Here is a 26,843-nt window from a genome sequence, read left to right as displayed (position 1 = left end):
CGAAGGCACCACCGGTATCCAGGCACTCGACCTGCTGGGCCGTAAAGTGCTGATGACTCAAGGCGAAGCGCTCAAAGGCTTCACCAAGATCGTCCACAAGTTCTGCCAGACCAACGAAGGCAACGACGCGGTCAAAGAGTTCGTCGAGCCATTGGCTGCGCTGAACAAAGAGTGGGGCGAGCTGACCATGAAGGTCGGTATGGCTGCCATGAAAGACCGCGAAGAAGTTGGCGCCGCGTCGGTGGACTACCTGATGTACTCCGGTTACGCCTGCCTTGCCTACTTCTGGGCTGACATGGCGCGTCTGGCTGCCGAGAAACTGGCTGCCGGCACCACCGAAGAGGCGTTCTACACCGCCAAGCTGCAGACTGCGCGCTTCTACTTCCAGCGTATCCTGCCGCGTACTCGCACTCACGTTGTAACCATGCTGTCGGGCGCCAACAACCTGATGGACATGAAAGAAGAAGACTTCGCACTGGGTTACTAAGCCCTACGCAGTCTCTTCACAAAGCCGCTGCTTCCTCGGGAGCAGCGGTTTTTTTATGCCTGACGCAAACGATCACGCCTGTAAATATTCCTGACTAAAACGCTAAGAAGAACACCATTGCTGCCGTTAAAGAGGATGGCGATGTGACACACGTCACATTGCATGTGCTTAGCTGTGCTAAATGCAGGCACAATGCCATCTTTGTTTGCCGGGTCGGAGTTTTACCCTTGCCGCGTTCTTCCGCTGTACGTTTCAGTCACTTTTTGCCATCGCTACTGTTATTGCTTGCGGGGCTTGCGGCTGCCTACGTCAAGGATCTCAACGTCTTCTTCACCTCGCTGTTCAACGTGCTGCCTACGCTGGTGCTGTTGCTCGGCGGGGCGTATTGCGCAGTTTACCGACGTCAGCGTGAACTGTTTCTGATGGTCACGGTGTACATCGCCTACTTCTTGCTCGACACCCAGACCGACTACTACCGCGACAATGGTAAAGTCCGTGACGATGCCGCCGTGGTCTTCCATCTGTGCTGTCTGTTGCTGCCATTACTCTTCGGCTTGTTCGCCGCCTGGCAGGAGCGCACCCATCTGTTTCAGGACATGGTGGCGCGTTTCGCCGTGTTGCTGGCGTTCGGCAGCGTGGCGCTGGGGCTGGAACAGAGTTACCCACAGGCGCTGTTGATGTGGCTCTCGGAGATCCGCTGGCCAGCCCTGCATGGCGCCTGGATGAGTCTGATCCAGTTGTCCTACCCGGTATTCATCGCCTCGTTCCTGTTACTGGCCTGGCAATACTGGCGCAACCCAAGACCCTTGCATGCTGCGCAATTGGTGGGTCTGTTGGGATTGTTCTGGATGTTGCCGAAGACCTTCATCCTGCCGTTTACCCTGAACATCATGTGCAGCCAGGTGATGTTGATGATTGCCGCTGCAGTTGCCCATGAAGCCTATCAGATGGCGTTCCGCGATGAGCTCACCGGCCTGCCGGGTCGCCGCGCCCTGAACGAACGCATGCAACGGCTGGGGCGCAATTACGTGCTGGCCATGGGCGACGTCGACCACTTCAAGAAATTCAACGACACCCACGGCCACGATGTCGGCGATCAGGTGTTGCGCCTGGTCGCCAGCAAGCTGTCGAAAATCAGCGGGGGCGGTAGGGCATATCGCTACGGCGGTGAAGAATTTGCTCTGGTGTTCGCAGGCAAAACCCTCGAAGAGTGTATGCCGCACCTGGAAGTCATCCGCGAATCCATCGCCACCTACAACATCCAGCTGCGCAATCAGGACAGTCGTCCCCAGGATGACCAGCAGGGACGCCAGCGCCGCGCGGGTTCAGGCGCCTCGAGTGTATCGGTCACCGTCAGCATCGGTGTCGCCGAGCGGTTGGAGCAGCGCACGCCGGAAGAAGTGCTCAAATCCGCTGACCAGGCGCTCTACAGCGCCAAAGGCGCGGGGCGAAACTGTGTGATGGCTTTCGGTCAGAACCGCCGTGGCGCGGTGCGCATGGACGCCGCTGCGGGTTGAGTGATGATGGCGCATTCAGCGTCTGGACTGTGATTGTGAGGCGTGGTGCGCGGCAGTAGGTTTGAGCAATCTGCTGCCGGAGAAATGACCATGCCCGAGTACAAAGCTCCCCTGCGCGACATGCGCTTTCTGATCGACCACGTCTTCGATTTCCACCGCAACTACGCCGCTCTCGGGGCTACCGATGCCAGCCCGGACATGATCAATGCGATCCTCGAAGAAGGCGCGAAATTCTGTGAGAACGTTCTCGCACCGCTGAACCGAAGCGGCGACGAAGAAGGCTGCCATTTCGACAACGGCGTGGTCACAACGCCTACAGGTTTCAAGCAGGCTTTCGCACAGTACGTGGAAGGCGGCTGGCATGGTCTGGCGGCGGATCCGGCTTACGGCGGCCAGGGTTTACCCAGTTCTTTGGGGCTGGTCATCAGTGAAATGGTCGGTTCCAGCAACACCTCCTGGGGCATGTACCCCGGCCTGACTCACGGTGCTATGTCGGCGATCCATGCCCATGGCACCGAAGAACAGAAACAAACCTATCTGAGCAAGCTCACCGCTGGCCAATGGACCGGCACCATGTGCCTGACCGAAGCCCATTGCGGCACCGATCTGGGCATCATCAAGACCCGCGCCGTGCCTCAGGCTGACGGCAGTTACGCGATTTCCGGCAGCAAGATTTTCATTTCCGCCGGCGAACACGACATGAGTGACAACATCATCCATCTGGTGCTGGCCAAACTGCCGGACGCGCCGGCCGGTACCAAGGGCATTTCGCTGTTTATCGTTCCTAAATACCTACCCGATGCCGAGGGCGAGGCGGGTGAGCGCAATGGTGTTTCCTGCGGCTCGATCGAACACAAAATGGGCATCAAGGCCTCGGCCACCTGTGTGCTCAATTTCGACGACGCGAAGGGCTTCTTGATCGGTGAGCCGAACAAGGGCCTGAACTGCATGTTCACCATGATGAACCACGCGCGGCTCGGCACCGGCATGCAAGGTCTGTGTCTGGGTGAGGCAAGTTTCCAGGGCGCAATCAAATACGCCAACGACCGCCTGCAAATGCGCTCGCTGACCGGCCCGAAAGCGCCGGAAAAAGTCGCCGACCCGATCATCGTTCATCCCGATGTGCGCAGGATGTTGCTGACCATGAAGGCCTTCAATGAAGGCAACCGGGCGCTGACTTATTTCACCGCGCAGTTGCTGGACGTCGCTCATCTGAGCCTGGATGAAACGGCGCGCCAGGATGCCGAAGACTTGTTGGCATTCCTGACGCCGATCTGCAAAGCCTTCATGACCGACACCGGGCTGGAGGTGACCAACCTCGGCATGCAGGTGTTTGGCGGCCACGGTTTCATTCGTGAGTGGGGCATGGAGCAGCTGGTTCGCGACTGCCGGATCGCGCCGATCTACGAAGGCACCAATGGCATTCAGGCGCTGGACTTGCTTGGGCGCAAAGTCCTTGGCAGTCAGGGAAAACTGCTGCGCGGCTTCACCAAAATCGTCCACAAATTCTGCGCGGCAAACGCTGAGCATCCGCAACTCGGCAGCTATGTGGCGCAGCTCAACAGTCTGAATCAGCAGTGGGGCGAGTTGACCACCAAGGTCGGCATGGCCGCGATGAAAAATCCGGATGAAGTCGGCGCTGCCTCGGTGGATTACCTGATGTACAGCGGCTACATCATCCTCGGCTACCTGTGGCTACGCATGGCGTTGGTGGCTCAGGCGCAGCTGGATGCGAGCGGCGGCGATGCCGATTACTGCCGGGGCAAGCTGGCGACCAGCGAGTTTTACTTCAAGCGTTTGCTGCCACGTACGGCTGCTCATCGGGCGGCCATCGAGGCGGGCAGCGATTGCCTGATGAAGCTGCCGGCAGAGTTGTTTGCGCTCTGACGGTTACCCGAAAAGCTTCGCGGGCAAGCCTCGCTCCTACAGGTCGTGTCGTACGCATTTAACGTGAACGACATAGAACCGTAGGAGCGAGGCTTGCCCGCGAATGCGTTCTGGCAGGCGAGAACGATCTCAGCTGAAAGGCTGGTGACTAAAAATAACAAAACGGTCATGGGCTGACCCTATGTGTCGTAAAAGTTGTTGAGGTACACTCGGACACAACGAAATCACATTCTACGAACCACCTGTTTAGATCTTGCGAGGTTTGCCATGGCTGACTACAAAGCGCCCCTGCGCGATATGCGCTTCGTCCTCAATGAAGTTTTCGAGGTCGCCAAACTCTGGGCCGAACTGCCTGCGCTGGCCGAGACCGTCGAAGCGGAAACGGTCGAAGCCATTCTCGAAGAAGCCGGCAAGGTCACCAGCAAAAGCATCGCGCCCCTGAGCCGTGCAGCTGACGAAGAAGGCTGCCACTGGGCCGACGGTGCCGTCACCACCCCAGCCGGTTTCCCACAGGCTTATCAGACTTACGCTGAAGGCGGTTGGGTTGGTGTCGGTGGTGATCCGACCTACGGCGGCATGGGCATGCCCAAGGCGGTTTCGGCGCAGGTCGAAGAAATGGTCAACTCTGCGAGCCTGTCGTTCGGTCTGTACCCGATGCTGACCGCCGGCGCCTGCCTGTCGATCAACGCCCACGCCAGCGAAGAGCTGAAAGCGGCGTACCTGCCAAACATGTACGCCGGTGTATGGGCCGGTTCCATGTGCCTGACCGAGCCGCACGCCGGTACTGACCTGGGGATTATCCGCACCAAGGCCGAGCCTCAGGCCGACGGTTCCTACAAAGTCAGCGGCACCAAAATCTTCATCACCGGCGGCGAGCACGACCTGACCGAGAACATCATCCACCTGGTACTGGCCAAACTGCCGGACGCGCCAGCGGGACCGAAAGGCATCTCTTTGTTCCTGGTGCCGAAGTTCATGGTCAATGCCGATGGCAGCCTGGGCGCACGTAACCCGGCGAACTGCGGTTCGATCGAACACAAGATGGGCATCCAGGCGTCCGCGACCTGCGTGATGAACTTCGACGAAGCCGTGGGTTACCTGGTCGGCGAGCCGAACAAAGGCCTGGCGGCGATGTTCACCATGATGAACTACGAGCGTCTGGGCGTCGGCATCCAGGGCCTGGCCACTGGCGAGCGCTCGTACCAGAACGCTATCGAATATGCTCGCGACCGTCTGCAAAGCCGCTCGCCGACCGGCGCGCAAAACAAAGACAAGGTCGCTGACCCGATCATCGTCCACCCGGATGTGCGTCGCATGCTGCTGACCATGAAAGCCTCGAACGAAGGCGGCCGTGCTTTCTCGACTTACGTGGCGATGCAGTTGGACACCGCCAAGTTCAGCGAAGACGCCACCACCCGCAAGCGCGCAGAAGATCTGGTTGCATTGCTGACGCCGGTGGCCAAGGCATTCCTGACCGACCTGGGTCTGGAAACCACGGTTCACGGCCAGCAGGTGTTTGGCGGTCACGGCTACATTCGTGAGTGGGGCCAGGAGCAACTGGTTCGTGATGTACGGATTACTCAGATCTACGAAGGCACCAACGGTATTCAGGCGCTGGACCTTGTAGGACGCAAAATCGTCGGCAGCGGCGGGGCGTTTTACAATCTGTTCGCTGATGAGATTCGTCATTTCATCGGGACAGCCAGTGCTGACCTGGCGGAGTTCACCCAGCCGCTGAATGATGCGGTGGACACCCTCGACGAACTGACCGCGTGGTTGCTGGACCGTGCGAAAAACAACCCGAACGAGATCGGCGCGGCGTCGGTCGAGTATCTGCAAGCATTCGGCTACATGGCCTACGCCTACATGTGGGCACTGATGGCCAAGGCAGCCTTCGGTAAAGAAGCGCAGGACGAATTCTATGCGAGCAAACTCGGCACGGCGCGGTTCTATTTCGCACGTCTACTGCCGCGTATTCACTCATTGAGCGCGTCGGTAAAGGCAGGCAGCGAATCGCTGTTCCTGCTGGACGCAGGACAATTCTGATCCTTTGACGTTATGTAAGCATTCTCTTACATAACGTGCTGCTGTTTTCCCATAGGCGAAGATTGGATCCAGAGCTAATCTACTTCACATGGACGTCGCGCAGGAAGCGCAAAGCAACAACACGGACACGTAGGATTCTGCCAGGACGGCGGAGTGAAATGGATGTCAGGGAAACAGTCTGCAAAGCCCCGCTTCGGCGGGGTTTTCTTTTGCCTGGAAAAAAGTGCTCAGCTCAACCCGTCCAGTGTCGCCGGGCCATTCAAGTGGTCATCTGGCCCATTTATCACTTCTTCCAGCAATGTCCGCAACAACGTCAGCGAAGCCTGTTGCCGCTGCACATCCCGACACACCAATCCGACTTTCAGCGGCACCCGCGGCTCGCTCAGTGGTTTCCACAGCAAGGCCTGATCGCCATGGGTCTTTTGCGAGCGCCCAGGCAGAACCGTCGCCAGTCGCGTGTGCGGCAGGCTGTCGAGAATCCCTGCCATGTTGTTCAGCTCAGCCTGCACTTGGGGGCGACGTCCCAGATTGGCTAATTGTGCCTGCCAGATCTGCCTCACTTGGAACTCTTCACCCAGTAGCAACATCGGTAACTCGGCGGCCTGGCTCATAGAGACTTTCTTGAATTCGCGCAACGGGTGGTCCGCCGGGATGACAAGGGTCAGTTCATCTTCGTACAACTGCACGCCGTGCAAACCCGGCTGACGGGGCGGCAGGTAGCTGATGCCGATGTCCAGTGAACCATTGAGTAGCCGCCGCTCGATTTCCAGGCCGGTCAGTTCATAGATCTGCACCACCAAATGTGGCTGTGCCTTGCGCACGCGTTCGAGCATTTGCGGCACGAGGCTGGAGTGGACGGTCTGCAGTACGCCGATGGCCAAGGTTCGTAGCGCCTTTCCCTTGAAGTTGCCCAAGGCTTCGCGTGCGCGCTGCAGGCCATCGAGCAAGGGCAGAGCATGGTTGTACAGCGTATGGGCAGCCAGAGTGGGCAGCAGACGTTTGCTGCTGCGCTCGAACAGGCTCACATCGAGGTTTTTTTCGAGTTGGCGAATCTGCTGGGACAACGCTGGTTGGGAGATTGAAAGTCGCTCGCCGGCCCGGCCGACGTGGCCTTCTTCGTAGACCGCGACGAAATAACGCAGTTGCTTGAAATCCATAAGTAATACTTATCGAAAATGCTGGAAAATCGAAATGGCTCAGTGCCTTGCCTAAGCCTAGTCTAACCACATTCACAGGGCTTACAGGGCCATAGCGCACGATGAATACCGTTTACGACGATGGTGTTTACATAGGCAAGACAGAAAACCTCAAACGAGGTTTTATCCAATGAATCTGTTCAACCTGCGACGCAAAACACCGAGCCTTGATGACCTGGCAATGGACACCTCCCTGTCGTCCAGAAGCGACAACTTAACCAGCGAGTGCCTGATGCCAGTGTCGAACGGCCGAAACAGATTTTCGTGCGGGGCCAAGGCTCATGGCTGTGGGACAGCGATGACCGCGCTTATCTTGATTTCTCACAGGGTGGCGGCGCCAATAGCCTTGGACATAGCCCTTCGGCACTGGTCAAAGCCATTTCGGAACAGGCTCAGTTGTTGATCAACCCAGGTTTCAGTTTGCATAACCGTGGCATGCTCAACCTCACGGAACGGCTCTGTACCAGCACCGGCAGTGACCAGGCGCACCTGCTCAACAGTGGCAGCGAAGCCTGTGAAGCAGCGATCAAGTTGGCGCGCAAATGGGGTCAGCGACATCGCGGCGGTGCTTCGAGGATCATTGTTGCCAGTAAAGGTTGTCATGGCCGTAGTCTCGGGACGATTTCAGCGTCGGACAGTTCCAATCTGATCAACCGATTCGAGCCACAACTGCCGGGCTTCAGTCATGTTCCGTTCAATGACCTGCCGGCGTTGCATGCGGCCGTGGACGCCCAGACTGTCGCAATCATGCTCGAGCCGATCCAGAGCGAGGCCGGAGTGATTCCCGCCACCGAACACTACCTCAAAGGTGTCGAGCGCCTGTGTCGTGAGCTTGGCATCTTGCTGATACTCGACGAAGTGCAAACCGGCATCGGTCGCTGCGGCAGCTTGCTCGCCGAACAGTCCTACGGCGTGCGGGCAGATATCGTCGTGCTCGGCAAAGGACTCGGCGGTGGCGTGCCATTGGCGGCATTGCTGGCGCGAGGCAAGGCCTGTTGTTTCGAAGTCGGCGAACTGACCGGCACGCATCACGGCAATGCGCTGATGAGTGCTGCCGGTCTTGTCGTCCTCGACAATGTGCAGGACAAGGGCCATCTCGATCATGTGCGCGAGGTCGGTCAGCATCTGCGTGAAGGCTTGAGTCGTCTGGCTCATCGCTACGGTCACGGTGAGTTGCGCGGGCAAGGACTGCTCTGGGGTCTTGATCTGTCCGACGATTCGGCTGAGGCCGTAGTCAAGGCTGCGCTGTACGAAGGATTGCTGCTCAACGCCCCGCAACCCGATTGCTTGCGCTTTACCCCAGCCCTCACCGTTAGCAAGGTCAATATCGACGAAATGCTCCTGCGCCTGGCCCGTGCCTTCTCCCGCGTACGCACCGCGCAACTGCAGTGCCGGAAAGGTATTGCGGTCTGATCAGACCCGTCCTACACGAATTCTCGAACCGTCTCGCGGTATAACGCATCGCCCTACGCCTGATTCTTTTGGCGTGGGGCGTTTTTTTGTCTTCCTTTGGAGGGAGGCAGTGATCGGAATTGACAACTGAACCCCGTAGAACGCCGCAGGTCGATTAGCTGTATGGTTTCACAAGAGCCAACTTCAATCAGGAGCTACCCCATGGACTTTATTCGAATCATCATAGCCATTCTGTTGCCGCCACTGGGTGTGTTTCTGCAAGTCGGTTTCGCTGGGGCGTTCTGGCTGAACATTCTGCTGACGTTGTGCGGTTACATTCCGGGGATCGTGCATGCGGTATACATCATCGCCAAGCGCTGAGTTTTGATGTGTCAGGTAAACAGCCTTCGCGGGCAAGCCTCTACGTTCTGTAGGAGCGAGGCTTGCCCGCGAAGGGCACGACGCGGTTTCAGCCCGCCAACTCCATCACCCGCCGATAAAACAACCACTCCTGTTCCAACGCATGGGCCTGATTGCCGGCCTTGCGAAAGCCATGGCGCTCGTCGGCGTAGTAATGCGCTTCGACCAGAATGCCGTTGTCCTGTAGCGCAGTGACCATGTCGCGGGTCTGTTGCGGCACCACCACGGCGTCCAGTTCACCCTGAAAGAAAATCACCGGAACGCTGATGTTGTTCGCGTGCAGCAATGGCGTGCGCGCGGCGTAGCGTTCGGCGTCCTGCACCGGGTCGCCGATCAACCAATCCAGATAATCACCTTCGAACTTGTGAGTGGCGTGGCCTAGCGCAACGGGATCGCTGACGCCATACAGACTGGCGCCCGCACGAAAGACCTTGTGAAAGGCTAGTACGCACAACGTGGTGTACCCGCCGGCGCTGCCGCCGCGGATAAACGCCTTGTCGCCGTCGATCAGTCCCTGATCGGCTAGGTAGGCCACCACCGCACAGGCGTCTTCCACATCCACGTCACCCCAGCTCAGATGCAACGCCTGGCGATAAGCCCGGCCATAGCCGCTGCTGCCTCGGTAATTGAGGTCGGCCACGGCGAAGCCGCGTTGTGCCCAATACTGGATCCGCGGATCGAACATCGGGTAGCAGGCTGAAGTCGGGCCGCCGTGAATGAACACCACCAACGACGGTTTCGTGTTGTTGGTCATCGCTGGGTAGAAAAAACCATGGGCCTCGCCCGAACCGCTTGGATAACGCAGGGTTTTCGGGCAGCTGATCTGTTCGGCTGGCAGCGGTGCGATACCGCCGGCCAGAACGTTGACCTGGCGTGTTTCACGGTCGATGGCAATGATTGCCGATGAACTGACCGGCGAAGCGGCGATGCAGTAGATGAACTGCTCATCCTGTGCGAGGTGGCGGAAGCGGCTGTAGTCGCCAGTGAAATCGTCACGGGAACCATCGCCATGACAAAGCCCCAGTCGACCAAAACCACCCTCGGTCCAACTCGCCAGATAAGTGTCGTCGCCCAACGGCAACCAGGTGCAACCTCCCAGTTGCCAAGGCGCCGGTCCATGGTCGGCGGCAGCGCTTGGGAGTGGGCTCAAGCCGTTGCCGGACTCCACCCACGGCTGCCAGAAACCGCCGCGATCGGTCAGACAAAACAAACGGCTGCTGTCATCGAATCTAGGTTGTTGCAGTGACTCCTGGGCGCCGTCACCCGCCACACAGCGCGGTGGCGCAAAGGTGTGATCACTCTGGCGTTCGGCAACCATCAGGCGGGTAGCGGTCCAAGGCTGATCCGGACGGTTCCACTCGATCCAGGCCAGACGCTGACCGTCAGGACTCAAGGTCGGTGCCGAGTAGAAATCGGCACCTTCGGCCAGCAGATGACGTTGGCCGTCAGTCAGATTGATAGCCACCAGGCGATGTCGATCACGGTTCTCTTCCACCGCCAGCACCTGCCCGTTGGCGAAGTGCAAATCGCCGTAGCGGCATTCACTTGAAGTCAGGACCTCAGGTGCCTCACCCGTCAGCGATTGCCGATACAGCTGCTGGTCGGCCTCGTTGACGAAAACCAGCCCGTCATCGGTCAGACAAAACGCGCCGCCGCCATATTCGTACACCCGGCTGCGCACACTGAAGGTGGGCGGCGTCAGGCAACGAGCCTGGCCGTCGCGCCACTGCCAGATCCGGCAGGCGGCGTCCTCGGGGCGGTATTCGTTCCAGAACAGGCCATGTTGCCCGACCTGTAACTCGGCGAAGTCGATGCCGGCCGCGACAGCCTTGGCGGCGCTCAAGGGTTCAGCTTTTGGCGATGAGGCGTGAGTTTCGTTCATTGCGAAAGGCCAGTTGTTCAATGGTCTGGGTCGCGTGTTCGGCTTCTTCGCGGGCCTTGAGAATCACGCCGTGATGTTCCGACTTGCTGCACACCGGGTCGGCGTTGCTCGCGTCCCCCGTGAGCATGAACGCCTGACAGCGGCAGCCGCCGAAATCCTTTTCTTTCTCGTCGCAGGAACGGCACGGCTCGGGCATCCAGTCGTAGCCGCGAAAGCGGTTGAAACCGAACGAGTCGTACCAGATGTGCTGCATGCTGTGGTCGCGCACATTGGGAAACTGCACCGGCATCTGTCGGGCACCATGACAAGGCAGGGCGGTTCCGTCCGGCGTGACTGTCAGAAAAATACTGCCCCAGCCATTCATGCAGGCTTTCGGGCGTTCTTCGTAATAGTCCGGCGTAACGAAAATCAGCTTGCACGGATGCCCTTCGGCTTCCAGTTTGGCGCGGTATTCATTGGTGATGCGTTCGGCGCGAACCAATTGTTCTTTGGTCGGCAACAGGCCAACCCGATTGAGCTGGGCCCAGCCGTAGAACTGGCATGTCGCGAGTTCGACGAAGTCCGCTTCAAGGGCAATGCACAGCTCGATGATCCGGTCGATCTTGTCTATGTTGTGCCGATGGGTGACGAAGTTCAGCACCATCGGGTAGCCGTGAGCCTTCACCGCGCGAGCCATTTCGAGTTTCTGCGCGAAGGCTTTTTTTGAGCCGGCCAGCAGGTTATTCACTTGCTCGTCGCTGGCTTGAAAACTGATCTGGATGTGGTCCAGACCGGCCTTCTTGAAGTCGCTGATTTTCTGCTCGGTGAGGCCAATGCCCGAGGTGATCAGGTTGGTGTAGAAGCCCAGCTTGCGCGCCTCGGCGATCAGCTCGGCGAGGTCTTGGCGCACCAGCGGCTCACCACCGGAAAAGCCCAGCTGCGCCGCACCCATCTCCCGGGCTTCACGAAAGACTTTGAGCCACTGCTCGGTGGTCAATTCTTTGCCTTGCTCGGCGAAATCCAATGGATTGGAGCAGTACGGGCATTGCAGCGGGCAGCGATACGTCAGCTCGGCCAGCAACCACAGTGGCAGGCCGATTTCAGGCTTGGGCGGTAACTTGATTGACGTGGAGTCAGGCAAGTTCGATCCAGTGCTGAGCACGGGCGACCTCCATGAATTGCTCGATGTCTTCACCAAGCTCGGGCACGTCGGGGAATTGCGTGTTCAATTCGGCGATGATCGCCGCGACATCCCGCTGACCATCAATCAAACCGCCAATCAGCGCGGCGCTGTCGTTGAGTTTGATCATGCCTTCCGGGTAGAGCAGCACATGGCCTTTTTGTGCCGGCTCGTACTGAAAACGATAGCCTGGGCGCCAGGTCGGGGTTTTGCTGCGATCGAAACTCATACGATGATTCCTTTATGCCAGACCCGCTGTTCGGTCACGCTGTGGTAGGGCGGGCGGTTCAGTTCGTAGGCCATGCTCATGGCATCGAGCATGCTCCAAAGAATGTCCAGTTTGAACTGGAGAATTTCCAGCATGCGCTCCTGGCCTTCCCGCGTCGTGTAGTGCTGCAAAGTGATCGCCAGACCATGCTCCACATCCCGGCGCGCCTGGCCCAGACGCGTACGGAAATATTCGTAACCGGCCGGGTCGATCCACGGGTAATGCTGCGGCCAGCTGTCGAGGCGCGATTGGTGGATCTGCGGCGCGAACAGCTCGGTCAGCGAACTGCTGGCGGCTTCCTGCCAACGGGCCCGGCGGGCGAAGTTGACGTAGGCATCCACGGCAAAACGCACGCCGGGCAGCACCAGTTCCTGAGAGCGCAGTTGATCCGGGTCGAGGCCGACCGCTTGGCCAAGGCGTAGCCAGGCTTCGATGCCACCTTCTTCGCCGGGGGCGCCGTCATGGTCCAGCAAACGCTGAATCCACTCGCGACGAATCTCGCGGTCCGGGCAGTTGGCCAGAATCGCGGCATCCTTGAGTGGAATGTTCACCTGGTAATAGAAACGGTTGGCGACCCAGCCCTGGATCTGCTCGCGGGTCGCCCGGCCTTCATACATCGCCACGTGATACGGGTGATAGATGTGGTAGTAGGCACCCTTGGCGCGCAGGGCCGCTTCGAATTCGGCGGGGGACATTGCGGTGTCAGTCATTGCGGTTCTCCGGGGTACAACCGGTGGATTCTGGTGTATCTGGTGGGACGCCTTCGCGGGCAAGCCTCGCTCCTACAGGTCGGCGTTATCGCTCTGTAGGAGCGAGGCTTGCCCGCGAAGAGGCCATCCGCTACAACACAATACTCATGCCGTCATACGCCACTTCAACCTCGCGACGGGCCAGCTCCGCACGCTCTGGCGAATCCTCGTCGAGAATCGGGTTGGTGTTATTGATATGGATAAGCACTTTGCGCTGTTTGGGCAGCTGTTCCAGCACTTCGAGCATGCCGCCAGGGCCGTTCTGCGCCAGGTGGCCCATTTCCCGGCCAGTGCGGGTGCCGACGCCACGGCGCTGCATTTCGTCGTCGTCCCACATCGTGCCATCCACCAACAGGCAATCGCTGCTGGCCATGATCTTCAGCAGCGATATGTCGACCTTGCCCAGGCCCGGTGCATAGAACAGTTTGCCGCCGGTGCTCAGGTCTTCGACGATCAGGCCAATGTTGTCGCCCGGGTGCGGGTCGAACCGATGCGGCGAGTACGGTGGTGCGGCGCTACGCAGGGGCAGCGGGGTGAAGCGCAAGTTCGGGCAGGCCGGGACGGTGAAGCTCTGATCGAGTTCGATACGGTTCCAGTTCAACCCGCCATTCCAGTGAGTCAGCATGGTGAACAGAGGGAAACCGGTGCTCAGGTCTTCGTGGACCATGTCGGTGCACCACACCTGATGCGGGCAACCTTCGCGCAGGCTGAGCAGACCTGTGGTGTGATCGATCTGGCTGTCCATCAGAATGATTGCGCTGATGCCGGTGTCACGCAGCGCGCGGCCCGGCTGCATTGGCGCAAAACTCTGGAGCTGGGCGCGGATGTCCGGCGAAGCATTGCACAGCACCCAGTTCACGCCGTCATCGGAAATAGCGATGGACGACTGGGTACGTGCCTCGGCCCGCAGGCTGCCGTCGCGAAAACCTGCGCAGTTCACGCAGTTGCAGTTCCACTGGGGGAAACCGCCGCCGGCGGCGGAACCTAGAATCTGGACAAACATGGCCGCTCCATCATTGAAAGCTGAAAATAAAAACGCCCCGGCGAGCCGAGGCGTAGCACTGCATTCTCTACCAGACGGCAGAGCTTAGCGGCTTGCGAAGTACATGGTGACTTCGAAGCCGATACGCAGGTCGGTGTAAGCAGGTTTGGACCAGGACATAGAAGCGCTCCTTCAGGTGGATGGGACAGTTGAGACCTATACATATAGTCCACCTCCAGCTGGAGATGTTCAGATAGTTAGGTGGCTATGTTACTCAAAATTACAGAGCGATTGGCCACGAATCTTTGAGAAAGCTAATTGCAGCGCCGGTAATGATCATTTTGCCACTTGCCAAGGCGCCCCGGAACAAGGCCCGCTGGCCAGACAGCGCCATCCACCATCGGCCCGATTCAGTCGTTGTGCCGCCGCCAGCAAGGCTTCACGGTCGATCATCAGAATCGCCTGAGGCAGACGCTGCAGGTAATCAGACGAGTGGCCGGCCAGTTTGCCTTGCCAGAGCAGCTCGGCGGCCTGGGCGTTGGGCAGGGCGATGCTGTCGAATTGATCGGCCAGGGCTTGGCGCTGAGCGATGAAGGTCGCGTCATCGATGCGTTCGATCATCCCTTCCAGTTCGCTGAGGAACTGTTCGATGTGTTCCAGTAAATCCATGGGCGCGACGCTCGGCGATTGCACGCCAAACAGGAGCCCGGTCTGACCGTTTATCTGGCGTAGTCCGCTGAACACGGCATACCCAAGTTGCAACTCTACCCGGAGGCGCTGGTAGAACGGCGTCTGGCATACGTGCCCGAGCAAGCGCCAGGCGGCTTCATCGGCGATGTCATGGGTTGCTGTCGGACAGAAGAGTAGCAGCGCGTGTTCGCTGGAGCCGGTATCGACGGAGTTCCAGAGATGCTGCGAGCGAATCGACGGAGGCGGCGTCAGTTGACTGTCCGCAGTGCCGGGAATACGACTCAAGGCAAGCCCCATTGCTGCTTGAGTCTGGGCAGACAGGCCTGTGGCCAGGCCATCCCAGCGTGCGCTCGACCAGAGTTGCTGTAGGTCATCTGAGGCTACGTTGTGCTCATGGCGTAGATCGGGCAATGCTTTGAGAAGCTGTCGAATCGGCATCAATGCAACAGCCGCCGGCTCTTCCTGTGAGAAATCGGCATCAGGTTTTGTCAGTTCTTTCAGCGCATGTTCGAGGACTGTCGGCATCGGTTCCTGCAGCCCCGTCATTTTCAATAGCCATTCGTTGCCCGAAGCACTGAAGGAAAAGTCGACACCGGCCTGACGCGCATCTTCGCGCAGCAACCGCAGGTTGTTTTCCAGGTTCGACTGAAGGCGGCTGTGGGGTACGAACTCCAGGCGCCAGCGCAGATAAACCGCACCTTGATCGGTGTTGCCCGGCAATGCCTGACTGAACTGCATCGGCGAACGTTCGCGGCGACTGCGTGAGCGATCCTGGGCAAACGTCCGCAGGCCGCGGTGGGCGCTGGTCTGGCCGCGAATCAAGCCGGCATTCGGGACTGGCGTCTCGGCGCGCAAAAACGGGTTGGGGGTCGGCAGTTGCCACTGGCCGGTAAAGTTATCCACAGCGCCGATTTGTTCAAGGATTGCCTTGAGGGCGACAACGCCCTGTTCGGACCGCCCGGCTTCAAGCTGTTCGCTGTCTCGTCGGGCCAGTTGCAAGGCGCTGCTGACTTGCTGTTGGCGCTGCAGCAGGGCGGAGTACTCTTCGCGCAATTCGGCCCAATCCTGATGGGAGGCAAAAAAGCCCAGCCAATCCAGAAGCCGTTCGCGGATCACGTTGTCCGGTTGCGTGGCGTGGGCGGGCCGTGTGAATTCGATGTGCAGCAGGGCTTGGCCAGCGTAGTGATAGAGCGGCGCGGCTTTCAGGCTGTCCGCCAGCCCATGCTCTCGCAGCTGCGCCACCAGGCCGCCGGGTTTTTCGGCGTTCAGCCAATGGCACAGGAACGCCAGCGCTTCGGGCGATGAGTCGGGCAGCGCTTCGAAGGTGAACAGCAGATCCAGTCGACGTTCTCCAGCCTGTTGATAACTATTGTCTGAAGAATCCATCAACAGGGTGGGTTTTGTCTGAGGGACGTTCTCGCCGGAGGGAATAGCAACGGCAAACGCCTGTGCCATCCGCTTCAATTCATCGAGATTCTGTGGCCCGGCCAGACTCAGCGTCATTTGCCCGGTCTGGTAAAACCGCTGATAGAAGTCCTTCAGCGCTTGCTGAAATTCGGGCTGCGGCACCGGCAGGCTGTAACGGTTTCCCGCATGAAACGCCCGCAACGGATGAGCCGCCGAGAGTCCATCGCACAGCGCGAACTGTTGTTGGGCCGCCGCATCCCGCGACCAAGCGACAAATTCGGCGTGCAGAACCTCCCGTTCCCGCCGCTGATCGTCCGGATTCATACGCGGATGAGCGAGCATGTCTGACAAACGCTCCAGCCCACCGTTAAACGCCTGAGGCGGCAGCTCGAAAAAGAAGTCCGTCGTACGTTCGCTGGTTCGCGCATTCACTTGCCCGCCATGACCTTGCACGTAGGCCATCAACCCCTGCTCTGCGGGAAAGCGCTCTGTACCCAGGAACAGTAAATGCTCAAGAAAGTGCGCCAGCCCCGGCCAGGCCAGTGGCACGTCGTGACTGCCTGCAGCGACCCGCAACGCAGCGGCGCAGCGCTTCAAATCCGGCGCATGACGCAACGTCACCCGCAGGCCGTTGGCGAGGGTTTCAGTATGAAGGCGAGGGTGATTCAGCGCAGGCATGAGCACTTCCAGAACAGAGAAGCGCTAATGCTAGCGGATTAGGGCTTGTTCAGCTCGCCGTATAGCTCGGGACGGCGGTCGAGGAAGTAGCGATTGGCGGCGCGGGAATCGATCATCAGCTGACGATCCAGTTCACCGACAATCAGTGCTTCATCAAGTCCGGCCTGGGCGATGCGGCTGCCATCCGGCGCGGCGATGCTGCTCTGGCCACAATACTGGATGTCGCCTTCGTGCCCGCAATAGTTGGCGTAAGCCACATAACACTGGTTTTCGAAGGCCCGTGCCCGGACGGTGACGTCGGCAATGAAATCGTAGGGAATCATGTTAGCCGTCGGTACCAGGATCAGCTCGGCACCGGCCAATGCCAGGCGGCGGGCGTTTTCCGGGAACTCCAGGTCGTAGCAGATCAAAAAGCCAAGCTTCCAGCCGTTGAGTTCAACCAGCGGAAACTCGTCCGGCCCGGGGCTGAACATCGAGCGATCGAGGTCGCCGAACAAGTGAGTCTTGCGGTAGTTGCACAACCGTTCACCATTGGCGTCGATCAACTGCACAGCGTTGTAGATCTGCCCGTCTTCGGTACGCTCCGGGTAGCCATACAAAATGGCGATCCCTGTCGTTTTGGCAATGCGCGCGATTTGCTGCGCCGATTCACCGTTGTGCACCTCCGCCAGCACGCTGACCGCATCGATGCCGATGTTGTAGCCGGTCAGGAACATCTCCGGCAGCACCAGCAAGTCTGCGCCCTTGGCCTCCAGCGCCAGTTGATGCAGGCGTTGCAGGTTACCTGCGACATCCAGGGGCAGCGGTGGACATTGGTAAAGGGCTACGCGCATTTCGGATTCCTCTTACTCGGGCAGGGCGATTGGACCGATCTCGTTGAACACATCTCCTGGACCCGGGTTTTCGGCGTGAGTTTCACCGCCGAAGTGTTTCATGATCCCCCACACCGCGTTGAGCGACGTCTGCACCGCGCCTTCGACCCATGCCGGCGTCCAAGAAACGTCGTCGCCGGCGATGAAAATCCCGCGCTGCTCGGCCGGCATATCGTCCTGCATGAAGTGCGCGTACATGCGCTGGTTGTAACGGTAGTGGCCGGGCAGGGCGCCTTTGAAAGCGCCGAGGAAATGCGGGTCGGCTTCCCACGACACAGTGATCGGATCGCCGATGATCCGCGCGGCGATATCGACTTTCGGGTAGATCTTCTTCAATGCATCCAGCGCCAGCTTCACGCGTTTTTCCACCGGGTGCGGGAGCATTTTCAGGGCGTCGCTCATCCACGAGTACGACAGGCAAATCACCCCTGGCTTGTCGTCGCCGTTATCGAACAGGTACGTGCCGCGGGTCAGGCGATCAGTGAGGGTCATGCTCATCAGGTCGCGGCCTGTTTCGGGATCCTTGTCCTTCCAGAATGGGCGATCGACCATCACAAACGTCTTCGACGATTGCATGTAGCGGGTGCGGTCCAGGGCCATCCACATCTTTTGCGAGAACAGGCTTTCGTCGCATTCGATCTGGGTGGTCAGCAGCCAGCTCTGGCAGGTGGTCAGTACTGCCGCGTATTCGCGTGTGTCGCCGTAGTTATCGGTGACGGTAAAACGCCCGTTCGGTGCGTGGGCGATTTTTTTCACACCGGAGCGTGGCGCACCGCTGTGCAACGAACTGAGACTGGTGCCTTCAGGCCAATGCACGCAACGCTCCGGCACATGGCGCCAGATGCCCAGCGGCACTTGTTCCACGCCGCCGACTACCAAGTGCTGGTGATCGTCACAGTTGGTCATCACTACGCGGAAGATTTCCAGCATCGAGTTGGGGAAGTCCGAGTCCCAGCCGCCAGTACCGAAACCGACCTGGCCGAACACTTCGCGATGATGGAATGAGAGCTTGGCGAAGGCTTCGGAGGTGGCGACGAAATCATAGAACGTGCGGTCGTCCCACAGTGGCACCAAGGTGTTCCACAGTTCCTTGAGGCGCGGCACGTCGCGGTCACGGATCGCTTGCTGGATATCGGAGAACTGCGAGCCGGCTTCCAGAGCATCGGCCCAGGCGTCAGCGACTTCCTGGAACAGTGCAGGAAGATCCGCCAGTTTCTGTGCGTAATGAGTTTTGCCTTCCAGATCGATTACCGTGCTGCCCGACGCAGGCGTCAGCGGGTTGGGGAAGGGCTTGGTCTGGAGGCCGAGCTTGTCGACGTAGTGATAAAACGCGGTCGACGACACCGGGAAACGCATACCGCCGAGTTCGGCGATGATGCCTTCAGCGCCGTTGAAGGCCTGGGAGCGCAGACGGCCGCCCATCTTCGAGGCTTCGTAGACGACGGGTTTGAGGCCCAGTTTCATCAACTCGTAAGCGGCCACCAGGCCTGCAATGCCGGCGCCGACAATCGCCACTTCGGCACCGTGATTGTGTGCCGGAATGCTGCCCAGCCCGGCCGGGTGCTCGATCCAGTCGTCGAAAGCGAAAGGAAAGTCCGGGCCGAAAACGGTGACCGGTTTTTTACCGTCTGCAGGATGGCGATTGTTCTTGTTCATGGCTGACCTTGCTGGCGACCTGACGCAGAGTGCGCGTCTGAGTATAGGAAAAGATGGCAGCCATTCTAGAGAGCGTAGAACACGTTAATAAGACGCAATATGTCGTCGTTTTACCAATTACCTGATCAATATGACGACATATCACTACACACTGTAGGAGCGAGGCTTGCCCGCGAAGAGGTCCGACCAGACACCGAAGACCTACCGGCAGAAACTCAAACCGGCTGCCCCCGATCAATCTTGCTACTCAGGATGATCGAAGTCGTCGTTTTCTCCACCCCATCCACACTGCCAATCTGATCCAGCAACTGATCCAGCTGCTCCGGCGAATCGGTGCGCAACCACGCCACATAATCAAATTCGCCACTCACCGCGCACAGCTGCTGTACCTGAGCCATGGCGCTAAGACGACGCAACACTTCCTTGCCGGACCGTGGTTGCACCGTGATCCCGACGTACGCCTGCAATCCGCCATCCACCACGCGCTGTCCCAGGCGCACACCGTAACCGGTGATTACCTTGGCCTTTTCCAGCCGCGCCAAGCGCGACGTGACGGTGGTGCGGGCGATACCCAGTTGACGGGCGAGCATGGCGACACTTTCGCGCGCGTTGATTTGCAAGGCCGCGATCAATTGGCGGTCGATTTCGTCAAGGACGGGCGGGCGGGTGTCAGGCAAAGGGGCATCTCCAGCGGTATAGAGCAATGGGCAGGCATGTTACAGGCACATCCTGCACGGTGCTCGTGGCGGTTGACTGGACTAGCCTTGGATGAGACACAAGCCGTTACTCTCATAGTCGAATACGCAACGGAGAGCTGTGACGGGAGATGATGGGAATGAACAAGAAAATGCCTCCCGCTATACGGGAACATGCATTGCAGATCGCGAATCACGAAATGGGACACTACGTGGTTGCCCGAGCTTTGGGCTTTGAAACGGGTGATGTGACCTTGAAAGTCACCATGGACTTGAGGCATCAGGCCGGGGCTTCCATTATCTTGACGCGGTCAATTTCCTCGATAGAAGAAATGAAGGAACATTTGGAAAGTCGGCTGATCGTCCTCTTTGCAGGAGCCATGAGTCAAACCTTACCTGCAAAGCATTCGGCCAGGAAACTTGTCGATAAATTGAAAGCGACAGCCATCCTGAATGGAGAGCTCGGGGCAGAACAGGATTACGCAAAAGTAAGGGAGTTACGGCATTTGCTGCGAAATATCTCCTACCCCGCTACGGATCCCGCGTCGTCCGAGCGCATAACTGCCGAGCTTAAAGAAATCACTGACCGTATGTGGTTGCGGACCCAACAAATCGTAGAGGCATTGGCCGATACGATTACCGGACTGGGCGCGACGCTGGTAGACGGCATGGTCATTGTGGAGCAATGGGGTAGGCCGGCGGATACATATGAGGTCGTGTTGACGAGGGAAATGCTTGAGCAGTTGCGGCCTGTGCAGGCCATTCCATTGTTGAGTGTCTGGGGCTGAAAAGTGCCTAAAAAAAGCCCGGCATTTTTGCCGGGCTCTATCGCAGCATTCAGGCTCAAGCGCATGCTTTGTCTTGATTGTGCCATTCACCTGCAAACTCCAGATTGAGTTTGTAAAGGTCGTGGTCCAATTTGTTGATGGTATTGATAGCCGCCATCAGATCCGCTTCGCCAGTTTTGGCTTCAAGATAAAGCCCCCGCAAGTACCGGTCGTTCACCATCGGGATTTTGTCGGTTTTTTCCCAGATCGCGACGGCTTGGCTCGTCAAACCGACGATTTCGGCGAGGCTTTCCTGGGACAGCCCAAGCTCTTTTCTCAAAAATCTGAACTCGGCGCCTGTCAGTAATGAGGGCTTCTCCGCGATGGCCTTGCCGATTACGTCATGTAGGCCTTTCACATCCGTGATGGCAACAGACTCTCCATATGCGGTCTCTTTCACCACGAAGCCATTGCTAAGCCATACGTTCGGTAGGCCGCTTTCTACGTAGTGGTACATAAAACTCACCCCTTCTTTTGTATCGTGGTCACTATGACGAGAAATGTCCCGTCGTCATCGATGTCGATTGCGCCGACGACCTGGAGAGGTGACCCAGCTCTAAACCAGGAAATAGTAAACCTCCAATCACCCCCAGGCTGCTGAAACGGCCCCTCGGTGATCTGCCCCTTACCTAAACAGTCCATTACATCCGGCATGCTCACGCCTCGTTCAATCATCCGCGCCCTGGCGTGCGGCGAATAGAAGATGCGCTCCGATACCTCCGAAAGCTCACGTATTACTTCAAGCGCTTTCTTTTTGGGTAGAGGAAAGGGGAGAAGGATGTTCATTAGTTTTCTATAATATTTATAGGTTGTGCCATCCTAAAGTGCAAGATTGGTTTGTCAAATTCTATTGTGTGTCTCGCTGCAAAAATCGATTTGGACACTTTGTGGACGTTTCAGCTGCATTAAAAGAAAAAAGCGTTAGGAAAACCTGAACGACAGACACGAAAAAGCCGCGCAGTGCGCGGCTTTGAGTATGGTGGGCCCAGTAGGACTCGAACCTACGACCAAGGGATTATGAGTCCCCTGCTCTAACCAACTGAGCTATAGGCCCTCAGTAGGCCGCGGATTATAGCGATGGTTTCTCGGCTGTGCTATCCGAAAAATCCAATATGGCTGTACGAAGAAACGTCGCGGCGAATTCGTCGGGGGGAAGTGGCAGGCTGACGATGTACCCCTGGATCTGTTCGCAGCCTTCGGCGGTGAGAAATTGCTGCTGCGCCTGGGTTTCGACGCCCTCGGCGATGACGGTGAATTGCATGCTGCGGCCCAGGGCGATGATTGCGCGAACAATGGCCGCGTCGTGTGGGTCGTCCGGCAGGCCGCGGACGAAGGATTGGTCGATCTTGAGGATGTCCAGCGGCAGGCGTTTAAGGTAGCTCAGGGACGAATAGCCGGTGCCGAAATCATCGATCGCCAGTTGCACACCCAGGCGTTTGAGTTGATGCAGCACCGCCAGCGCTTCTTCGGCCTGGCTCATGATGAAGTTTTCAGTGATTTCCAGTTGCAGGAAGCCGGGATTGAGGTGGTTGTCTTTGAGTAATTGCTCGATCCGGCCGAGCAGGTTCGGCTGGCGCAGTTGCGCGCCTGCGAGGTTGACTGAGAGTGGGCCCAGGCACTCATAGACCTGATTCCACTCGTACATCTGTCGGCAGGCGGTCTCAAGTACCCAATCTCCGATCTGCAGGATCATGCCGTTTTCTTCAGCCAGGGGAATGAAGTGCTCGGGAGGTACATCGCCAAAGGTGGGGTGATGCCAGCGGATCAGCGCTTCGGCACCTACCACTCGATGGTCATTCAGACTGATTTTGGGCTGGTAGTACAAAAACAGCTCATTGCGCTCGATGGCGCGTCGCAGTTCATGTTCCAGCGCCACGCGCTCGCTGGCTTGGGCGGTGAGGTCCCGGGTGTAGCTTTCAACCCGGTTACGACCCTTGGCCTTGGAGCGATACATCGCGGCATCGGCGTTCTTGACCAGCGTCGCGACGTCGCAGCCGTCCTTGGGGTACAGGCTGGTGCCGATGCTGGCGCTGATGAAAAACTCGTGTTCACCGGCCTGGAAAGGGGCGGCGAAGCAGTTCAACAGCTTGGTGGCAATGTTGTCGGCATCGCTGGACTGTTGCAGCCCCGGGAGCAGGATGATGAACTCGTCGCCACCGAGCCGCGCCACGGTATCGATATCGCGCAGCTGCTCCTTGAGGCGCACGGCGATGCCTTTGAGCAGCAGGTCGCCGACCGGGTGGCCGAGGCTGTCGTTGATGTGCTTGAAGCGGTCCAGGTCGAGGAACAGCACTGCGCCCTGTCCCCCGTTTTCCTGCTGGCTGTTCAGTGCGGTCAGCAGCCGACTCTCGAACAATGTGCGGTTTGGCAGGCCCGTCAGGGGGTCGTGGTGCGCCTGGTAGTCGAGTTTGGCCTGAGCGTGCTTGAGGCTGGAAATGTCCGCGAACACCGCAACAAAGTGGGTGATGAATTTGTCCCGGTTGCGCACTGCACTGATAGTCAGCCAGCTCGGGTAAAGTTCGCCATTCTTGCGCCGGTTGGAAATCTCGCCCTGCCAATGACCGTCGGCGGTCAACTGATGCCACATCGCCGCATAAAATGCGCTGTCATGCAGGCCCGAGGCGAGCAGGCGAGGGGTGTGGCCCAGCGCTTCGCTCTCGCTGTAGCCGGTAATTTCGGTGAATGCACGATTGACCGCACTGATGTGCTGTTGGGTGTCGGTGATCAATACACCCTCGGCAGTGCTCTCGAACACCGTGGCGGCCTGCTGCAGTTTCTCCTGCATCAGGTGCCGCTCGGTAATGTCCCGGGCAATAGTCAACATGCAGTCTTCATCGCCGATGGGCAACGGCCGGCTTGAAACCTCACAGAGCCGGATCTGCCCGTCTTTGCGACGGATGTGGCAACTGAAGTCGCGCACGAAACCATCCCGGTGCAGCAACTCGAGCATCTGCTTGCGTTCGTTGAGATTGACCCAGATCCCCAGGTCCAGGGCCGACCGATCCACGGACATCGCGCTGTTGAAACCGGTAATACGGCTGAAGCCTTCGTTGACTTCCAACAGCAAACCGTCGCTCTGCCGGGACAAGAGCAAGCCGTCGGGAGACGCATGAAAGGCTTTGGCGAATTTCTCTTCGGAGGTTTGCAGTTGTTGCTGGGTTTCTTTGAGCTGACTGATGTCCCGCACGACGACCACCAGGGCCGGGGTCGTATCGAGATCGAAAGGCTCGGCGGAAATCAGGCCGGTAAACACCTGGCCATTGCTGCGGCGAAAGGGCATCTCCAGGTTGCGGATGCTGCCGGCCTGCAAACGCTGCAACAAACCTGGGCCCACGCCGGGTACGCCCCAGATGTTCAGGTCGGTGGCGGTCTGGCCTATGACGTCTTCGGCCTTGAGACCGATCTGTTCTTCGAACGCTTCGTTGACTTCCAGCAGACAACCGTCGGAAAGCCGGGCGATCACCAGAATATCCGGGCATTGCTGGAACACTGAAGCGAACTTCTGTTCCGACAGGCGCAACGCCTCTTCGGTGCGCTTGGCTTCGCTGATGTCGATCATCAGCCCGCGCAGTACCGGTTCATGGGCGTGCTCGATCAGGCTGACGATATCGCGGACCCACAGGCAGCGGCCGTCGGCGGTGATGACCCGGTAATCGACGCTGTGATCGCGCCCGGCTGCCACTTCACGGTCGCAGAAGGTTTGGGCCCGGGTCAGATCCGCCGGGTGGATGATGTTGCGCCAGAAGCCCGGAATCAGCCAGTGGGGCAATGGGTAACCAAGGAGCTCCTCAGCATGAGGTGACACGTAGCTGTAGGTGTAATCGCTGATCCGGGCTTCCCAGGCGATGGCCGAAAGACTCTCTACCAGCCCGCGATAATGGTATTCGCTGCTGCGCAGCTCCTGTTCCAGAGCGACCCGACGGGCAATTTCCGAACTGAGTCGGCGGTTGATCCGGATAACCACTGCCAGCACGATCATCAGAAACAGTAATCCAGGCAGGCCGTAAATCAGCACGTCGAGCCAGATGGTTCGATGGTCCAGGACGTTACCGACCCAATGTTCCTGGATGGCACTGATTTCACTGGGTGTCATGTCTGCCAGGACTTTGTCCAGGATGCTGACCAACAGCTTGTTGTTCGGTGGCACGGCCATCGCCAATTGGTAGCGATAGGGTGTTTCACCGCTGACGTAAAGCCCGTCGAGCTTGAGCTGGCGCAGGCTCCAGACACTGGAGGCGAGGTCGCCTACTACGGCGTCCACGGCGTCGGTAGCGAGCGCCTGCAGCGCCGAGCTGACGTTGGGCATCGCCACCAGATTCAGGTCGGGATGGCGGGTGCGCAATAGTTCATGGGGGGCGTAGTTTTCCACCACGGCGATCTTCAGCCCGTACAGGTCTTCAAGTTTGCGCGGTTGGGGGCCTCCGACGTGAGCCAGAATGACAATCGGAAAGTCGAGATAGGGGCGGGTGAACGACAGATACGTCTGACGCTCGGGAGTCGACATAATGCCCGGCAAGATGTCTAGCTTGCCTTGTTTGGCCTGCTGCAAGACTTCAGTCCAGCTGACCGGCTCGATGGGCGTGAGTTTGATGGCCAGCCGTTGACGGATGACGTTGATGTAGTCCGCTGCCAGGCCCTGATAACGCCCGTGCTCGTCGCGAAACTCAAACGGCGGCCAGGACGCGTCCACGCCCAGGCGCAATTCCGGGTGAGCCGTTAGCCAGCTACGTTCTTCGTCAGTCAGAGTCAACGCGCCAGCCGTTGCGGTCCAGGTCATCAGCGACAGCAAAAAAAACACGGTCGGCCATCTGGGCATAACGGTCTCGTTACGGCTTGGGGGAATGCTTCGAGTGTAGACGGGCTATGCGGCGGGGGGGATGTACGGGGCATTTAATCTGCATAAAGCAAAACCCCCGGCCTGGGCCGGGGGTTCTGTGATCACTCGTCGAGGAAGGAGCGCAAATGCTCGCTTCTCGTCGGGTGGCGCAGCTTGCGCAGCGCCTTGGCTTCGATCTGACGAATCCGTTCACGGGTCACGTCGAACTGCTTACCAACCTCCTCAAGGGTGTGGTCGGTATTCATGTCGATACCGAAGCGCATGCGCAGAACCTTGGCTTCACGGGCAGTGAGGCCGGACAGGACTTCGCGAGTCGCTTCTTTAAGGCTCTCAACAGTGGCGACATCGATTGGCGACTGCATGGTCGAGTCTTCGATGAAGTCACCCAGATGAGAATCTTCGTCATCACCGATCGGGGTTTCCATGGAGATCGGCTCTTTAGCGATCTTCAATACCTTGCGGATCTTGTCCTCAGGCATTTCCATGCGTTCGCCCAGCTCTTCCGGGGTCGGTTCGCGACCCATTTCCTGCAGCATTTGCCGGGAAATACGGTTGAGCTTGTTGATCGTCTCGATCATGTGCACCGGAATACGGATGGTGCGGGCCTGGTCGGCGATCGAGCGAGTGATCGCCTGACGGATCCACCAGGTGGCATAAGTCGAGAATTTGTAGCCGCGGCGGTATTCGAACTTGTCTACCGCTTTCATCAGACCGATGTTGCCTTCCTGGATCAGATCGAGGAATTGCAGGCCACGGTTGGTGTACTTCTTGGCGATGGAGATCACCAGGCGCAGGTTGGCCTCGACCATCTCCTTCTTGGCCTTGCGCGCCTTGGCCTCGCCGTAGGCGACGGCGCGGCTGATTTCCTTGAGCTCTTCCAGGGTCAGCAGCGAGCGCGTCTCGACTTCGATGGTGGCCTGCTGTTCGGCCACGATCTGGTCCTTGACGTCGCGCAGGCCCGAGGACCACTTCTGCTTGCGCTTGAGCAGTTCGTCCACCCATTCCAGATTGGTCTGGTTGCCTTCCCAGGCGCGGATGAAGTCCTTGCGCGGCATCTTGGCCACGCGGGTGGCCAGGTCGAGGATCTTGCGCTCGTGGTCCTTGATCGAGCCGACCACTTCGCGCAGGTTGCGCATCAGCGTGTCGGTCAGGGCCAGCGGCAGCTTCAGGGTGACGAACACCGCGGCGATGTCCTC

The 26,843-nt window shown here is 58.7% G+C and carries 20 protein-coding genes, 1 tRNA gene and 2 pseudogenes; 7 read left to right on the top strand and 16 right to left on the bottom strand.

Features of this window, described 5'->3' with window-relative positions; all coding sequences use genetic code 11:
- From ACIPLA_RS26125 to ACIPLA_RS26110, 4 genes and pseudogenes are all read left to right on the top strand, one after another.
- A pseudogene (locus ACIPLA_RS26125) lies at window positions 1–487 on the top strand (phenylacyl-CoA dehydrogenase); the annotation flags it as partial.
- Between the two features lie 227 nt (window positions 488–714).
- Window positions 715–2,004 (top strand): GGDEF domain-containing protein, encoded by a 1,290-nt coding sequence (locus ACIPLA_RS26120; protein WP_192344813.1) that lies wholly within the window; start codon window positions 715–717, stop codon window positions 2,002–2,004.
- 90 nt (window positions 2,005–2,094) lie between these two features.
- Window positions 2,095–3,891, top strand: a complete 1,797-nt coding sequence (locus tag ACIPLA_RS26115) for an acyl-CoA dehydrogenase C-terminal domain-containing protein (RefSeq protein WP_401177131.1) — start codon at window positions 2,095–2,097, stop codon at window positions 3,889–3,891.
- A 267-nt stretch (window positions 3,892–4,158) separates the two neighbouring features.
- Complete coding sequence (locus ACIPLA_RS26110) at window positions 4,159–5,937, top strand: acyl-CoA dehydrogenase C-terminal domain-containing protein (RefSeq protein ID WP_401177128.1); 1,779 nt, start codon at window positions 4,159–4,161, stop codon at window positions 5,935–5,937.
- Window positions 5,938–6,164: 227 nt separating this feature from the next.
- Here ACIPLA_RS26110 and ACIPLA_RS26105 read toward each other — a convergent pair whose 3' ends face one another.
- Window positions 6,165–7,094: a LysR family transcriptional regulator gene (locus ACIPLA_RS26105; RefSeq protein ID WP_218395206.1), complete on the bottom strand. Its 930-nt coding sequence runs from the start codon at window positions 7,092–7,094 to the stop codon at window positions 6,165–6,167.
- 169 nt (window positions 7,095–7,263) lie between these two features.
- On the opposite strand from ACIPLA_RS26105, the pseudogene ACIPLA_RS26100 reads away from it, so the two are divergent.
- Window positions 7,264–8,546: pseudogene (locus ACIPLA_RS26100) on the top strand (aspartate aminotransferase family protein).
- 201 nt (window positions 8,547–8,747) lie between these two features.
- Window positions 8,748–8,906: a YqaE/Pmp3 family membrane protein gene (locus tag ACIPLA_RS26095; protein WP_007904205.1), complete on the top strand. Its 159-nt coding sequence runs from the start codon at window positions 8,748–8,750 to the stop codon at window positions 8,904–8,906.
- 88 nt (window positions 8,907–8,994) lie between these two features.
- Here ACIPLA_RS26095 and ACIPLA_RS26090 read toward each other — a convergent pair whose 3' ends face one another.
- From ACIPLA_RS26090 to ACIPLA_RS26045, 10 genes are all read right to left on the bottom strand, one after another.
- Complete coding sequence (locus tag ACIPLA_RS26090) at window positions 8,995–10,827, bottom strand: S9 family peptidase (RefSeq protein ID WP_401177123.1); 1,833 nt, start codon at window positions 10,825–10,827, stop codon at window positions 8,995–8,997.
- Window positions 10,793–11,929 (bottom strand): pyrroloquinoline quinone biosynthesis protein PqqE, encoded by a 1,137-nt coding sequence (pqqE, locus tag ACIPLA_RS26085; protein WP_185022154.1) that lies wholly within the window; start codon window positions 11,927–11,929, stop codon window positions 10,793–10,795. The genes ACIPLA_RS26090 and pqqE overlap by 35 nt, the downstream gene beginning before the upstream one ends.
- A gap of 10 nt (window positions 11,930–11,939) precedes the next feature.
- Window positions 11,940–12,215 (bottom strand): pyrroloquinoline quinone biosynthesis peptide chaperone PqqD, encoded by a 276-nt coding sequence (pqqD, locus tag ACIPLA_RS26080; RefSeq protein WP_123497358.1) that lies wholly within the window; start codon window positions 12,213–12,215, stop codon window positions 11,940–11,942.
- Window positions 12,212–12,964, bottom strand: coding sequence for a pyrroloquinoline-quinone synthase PqqC (gene pqqC, locus ACIPLA_RS26075; protein ID WP_123497360.1), 753 nt, complete (start codon window positions 12,962–12,964; stop codon window positions 12,212–12,214). Before pqqC ends, pqqD begins: the two co-directional genes overlap by 4 nt.
- A gap of 130 nt (window positions 12,965–13,094) precedes the next feature.
- The gene (pqqB, locus tag ACIPLA_RS26070) at window positions 13,095–14,006 is read right to left on the bottom strand and encodes a pyrroloquinoline quinone biosynthesis protein PqqB (RefSeq protein ID WP_123497362.1); all 912 of its coding nucleotides are present in this window, start codon (window positions 14,004–14,006) and stop codon (window positions 13,095–13,097) included.
- An 84-nt stretch (window positions 14,007–14,090) separates the two neighbouring features.
- On the bottom strand, window positions 14,091–14,165 hold the full coding sequence (gene pqqA / locus ACIPLA_RS26065) for a pyrroloquinoline quinone precursor peptide PqqA (protein WP_009045898.1): 75 nt from the start codon (window positions 14,163–14,165) through the stop codon (window positions 14,091–14,093).
- A gap of 156 nt (window positions 14,166–14,321) precedes the next feature.
- Window positions 14,322–16,760 carry a pyrroloquinoline quinone biosynthesis protein PqqF gene (gene pqqF / locus ACIPLA_RS26060; RefSeq protein ID WP_401177118.1) on the bottom strand — a complete coding sequence of 813 codons (2,439 nt, stop codon included), beginning with the start codon at window positions 16,758–16,760 and terminating at the stop codon, window positions 14,322–14,324.
- Window positions 16,761–16,798: 38 nt separating this feature from the next.
- Complete coding sequence (locus ACIPLA_RS26055; RefSeq protein WP_401177116.1) at window positions 16,799–17,593, bottom strand: carbon-nitrogen hydrolase family protein; 795 nt, start codon at window positions 17,591–17,593, stop codon at window positions 16,799–16,801.
- A gap of 12 nt (window positions 17,594–17,605) precedes the next feature.
- A complete protein-coding gene (locus ACIPLA_RS26050) occupies window positions 17,606–19,288 on the bottom strand; it encodes an NAD(P)/FAD-dependent oxidoreductase (RefSeq protein WP_008067390.1) in 1,683 nt (560 codons plus the stop codon).
- A 215-nt stretch (window positions 19,289–19,503) separates the two neighbouring features.
- Window positions 19,504–19,965 carry an Lrp/AsnC family transcriptional regulator gene (locus ACIPLA_RS26045; protein WP_007980298.1) on the bottom strand — a complete coding sequence of 154 codons (462 nt, stop codon included), beginning with the start codon at window positions 19,963–19,965 and terminating at the stop codon, window positions 19,504–19,506.
- A gap of 158 nt (window positions 19,966–20,123) precedes the next feature.
- Here ACIPLA_RS26045 and ACIPLA_RS26040 point away from each other — a divergent pair, with 158 nt between their 5' ends.
- Entirely contained in the window at window positions 20,124–20,771 is a 648-nt protein-coding gene (locus ACIPLA_RS26040) for a peptidase M41 (RefSeq protein ID WP_401177114.1), read from the top strand.
- Between the two features lie 55 nt (window positions 20,772–20,826).
- Here the strand turns inward: ACIPLA_RS26040 and ACIPLA_RS26035 are convergent, their stop codons facing one another.
- From ACIPLA_RS26035 to rpoD, 5 genes are all read right to left on the bottom strand, one after another.
- Entirely contained in the window at window positions 20,827–21,267 is a 441-nt protein-coding gene (locus tag ACIPLA_RS26035; RefSeq protein ID WP_008067397.1) for a transcriptional regulator, read from the bottom strand.
- 5 nt (window positions 21,268–21,272) lie between these two features.
- Window positions 21,273–21,596: a DUF4258 domain-containing protein gene (locus ACIPLA_RS26030; protein WP_401177113.1), complete on the bottom strand. Its 324-nt coding sequence runs from the start codon at window positions 21,594–21,596 to the stop codon at window positions 21,273–21,275.
- 191 nt (window positions 21,597–21,787) lie between these two features.
- A tRNA-Ile gene (locus tag ACIPLA_RS26025) sits at window positions 21,788–21,864 on the bottom strand.
- 15 nt (window positions 21,865–21,879) lie between these two features.
- Window positions 21,880–25,626: a bifunctional diguanylate cyclase/phosphodiesterase gene (locus tag ACIPLA_RS26020; protein ID WP_401177111.1), complete on the bottom strand. Its 3,747-nt coding sequence runs from the start codon at window positions 25,624–25,626 to the stop codon at window positions 21,880–21,882.
- A gap of 122 nt (window positions 25,627–25,748) precedes the next feature.
- On the bottom strand, window positions 25,749–26,843 hold a 1,095-nt coding region (gene rpoD, locus ACIPLA_RS26015), incomplete at its 5' end, for an RNA polymerase sigma factor RpoD (RefSeq protein WP_401177108.1).

This window comes from Pseudomonas sp. NPDC086112 (genome assembly GCF_044746425.1).
Taxonomy (GTDB): domain Bacteria; phylum Pseudomonadota; class Gammaproteobacteria; order Pseudomonadales; family Pseudomonadaceae; genus Aquipseudomonas.
Note: the sequence above shows the minus strand (reverse complement) of the source record. Positions and strands in the feature narration are given on the sequence as shown.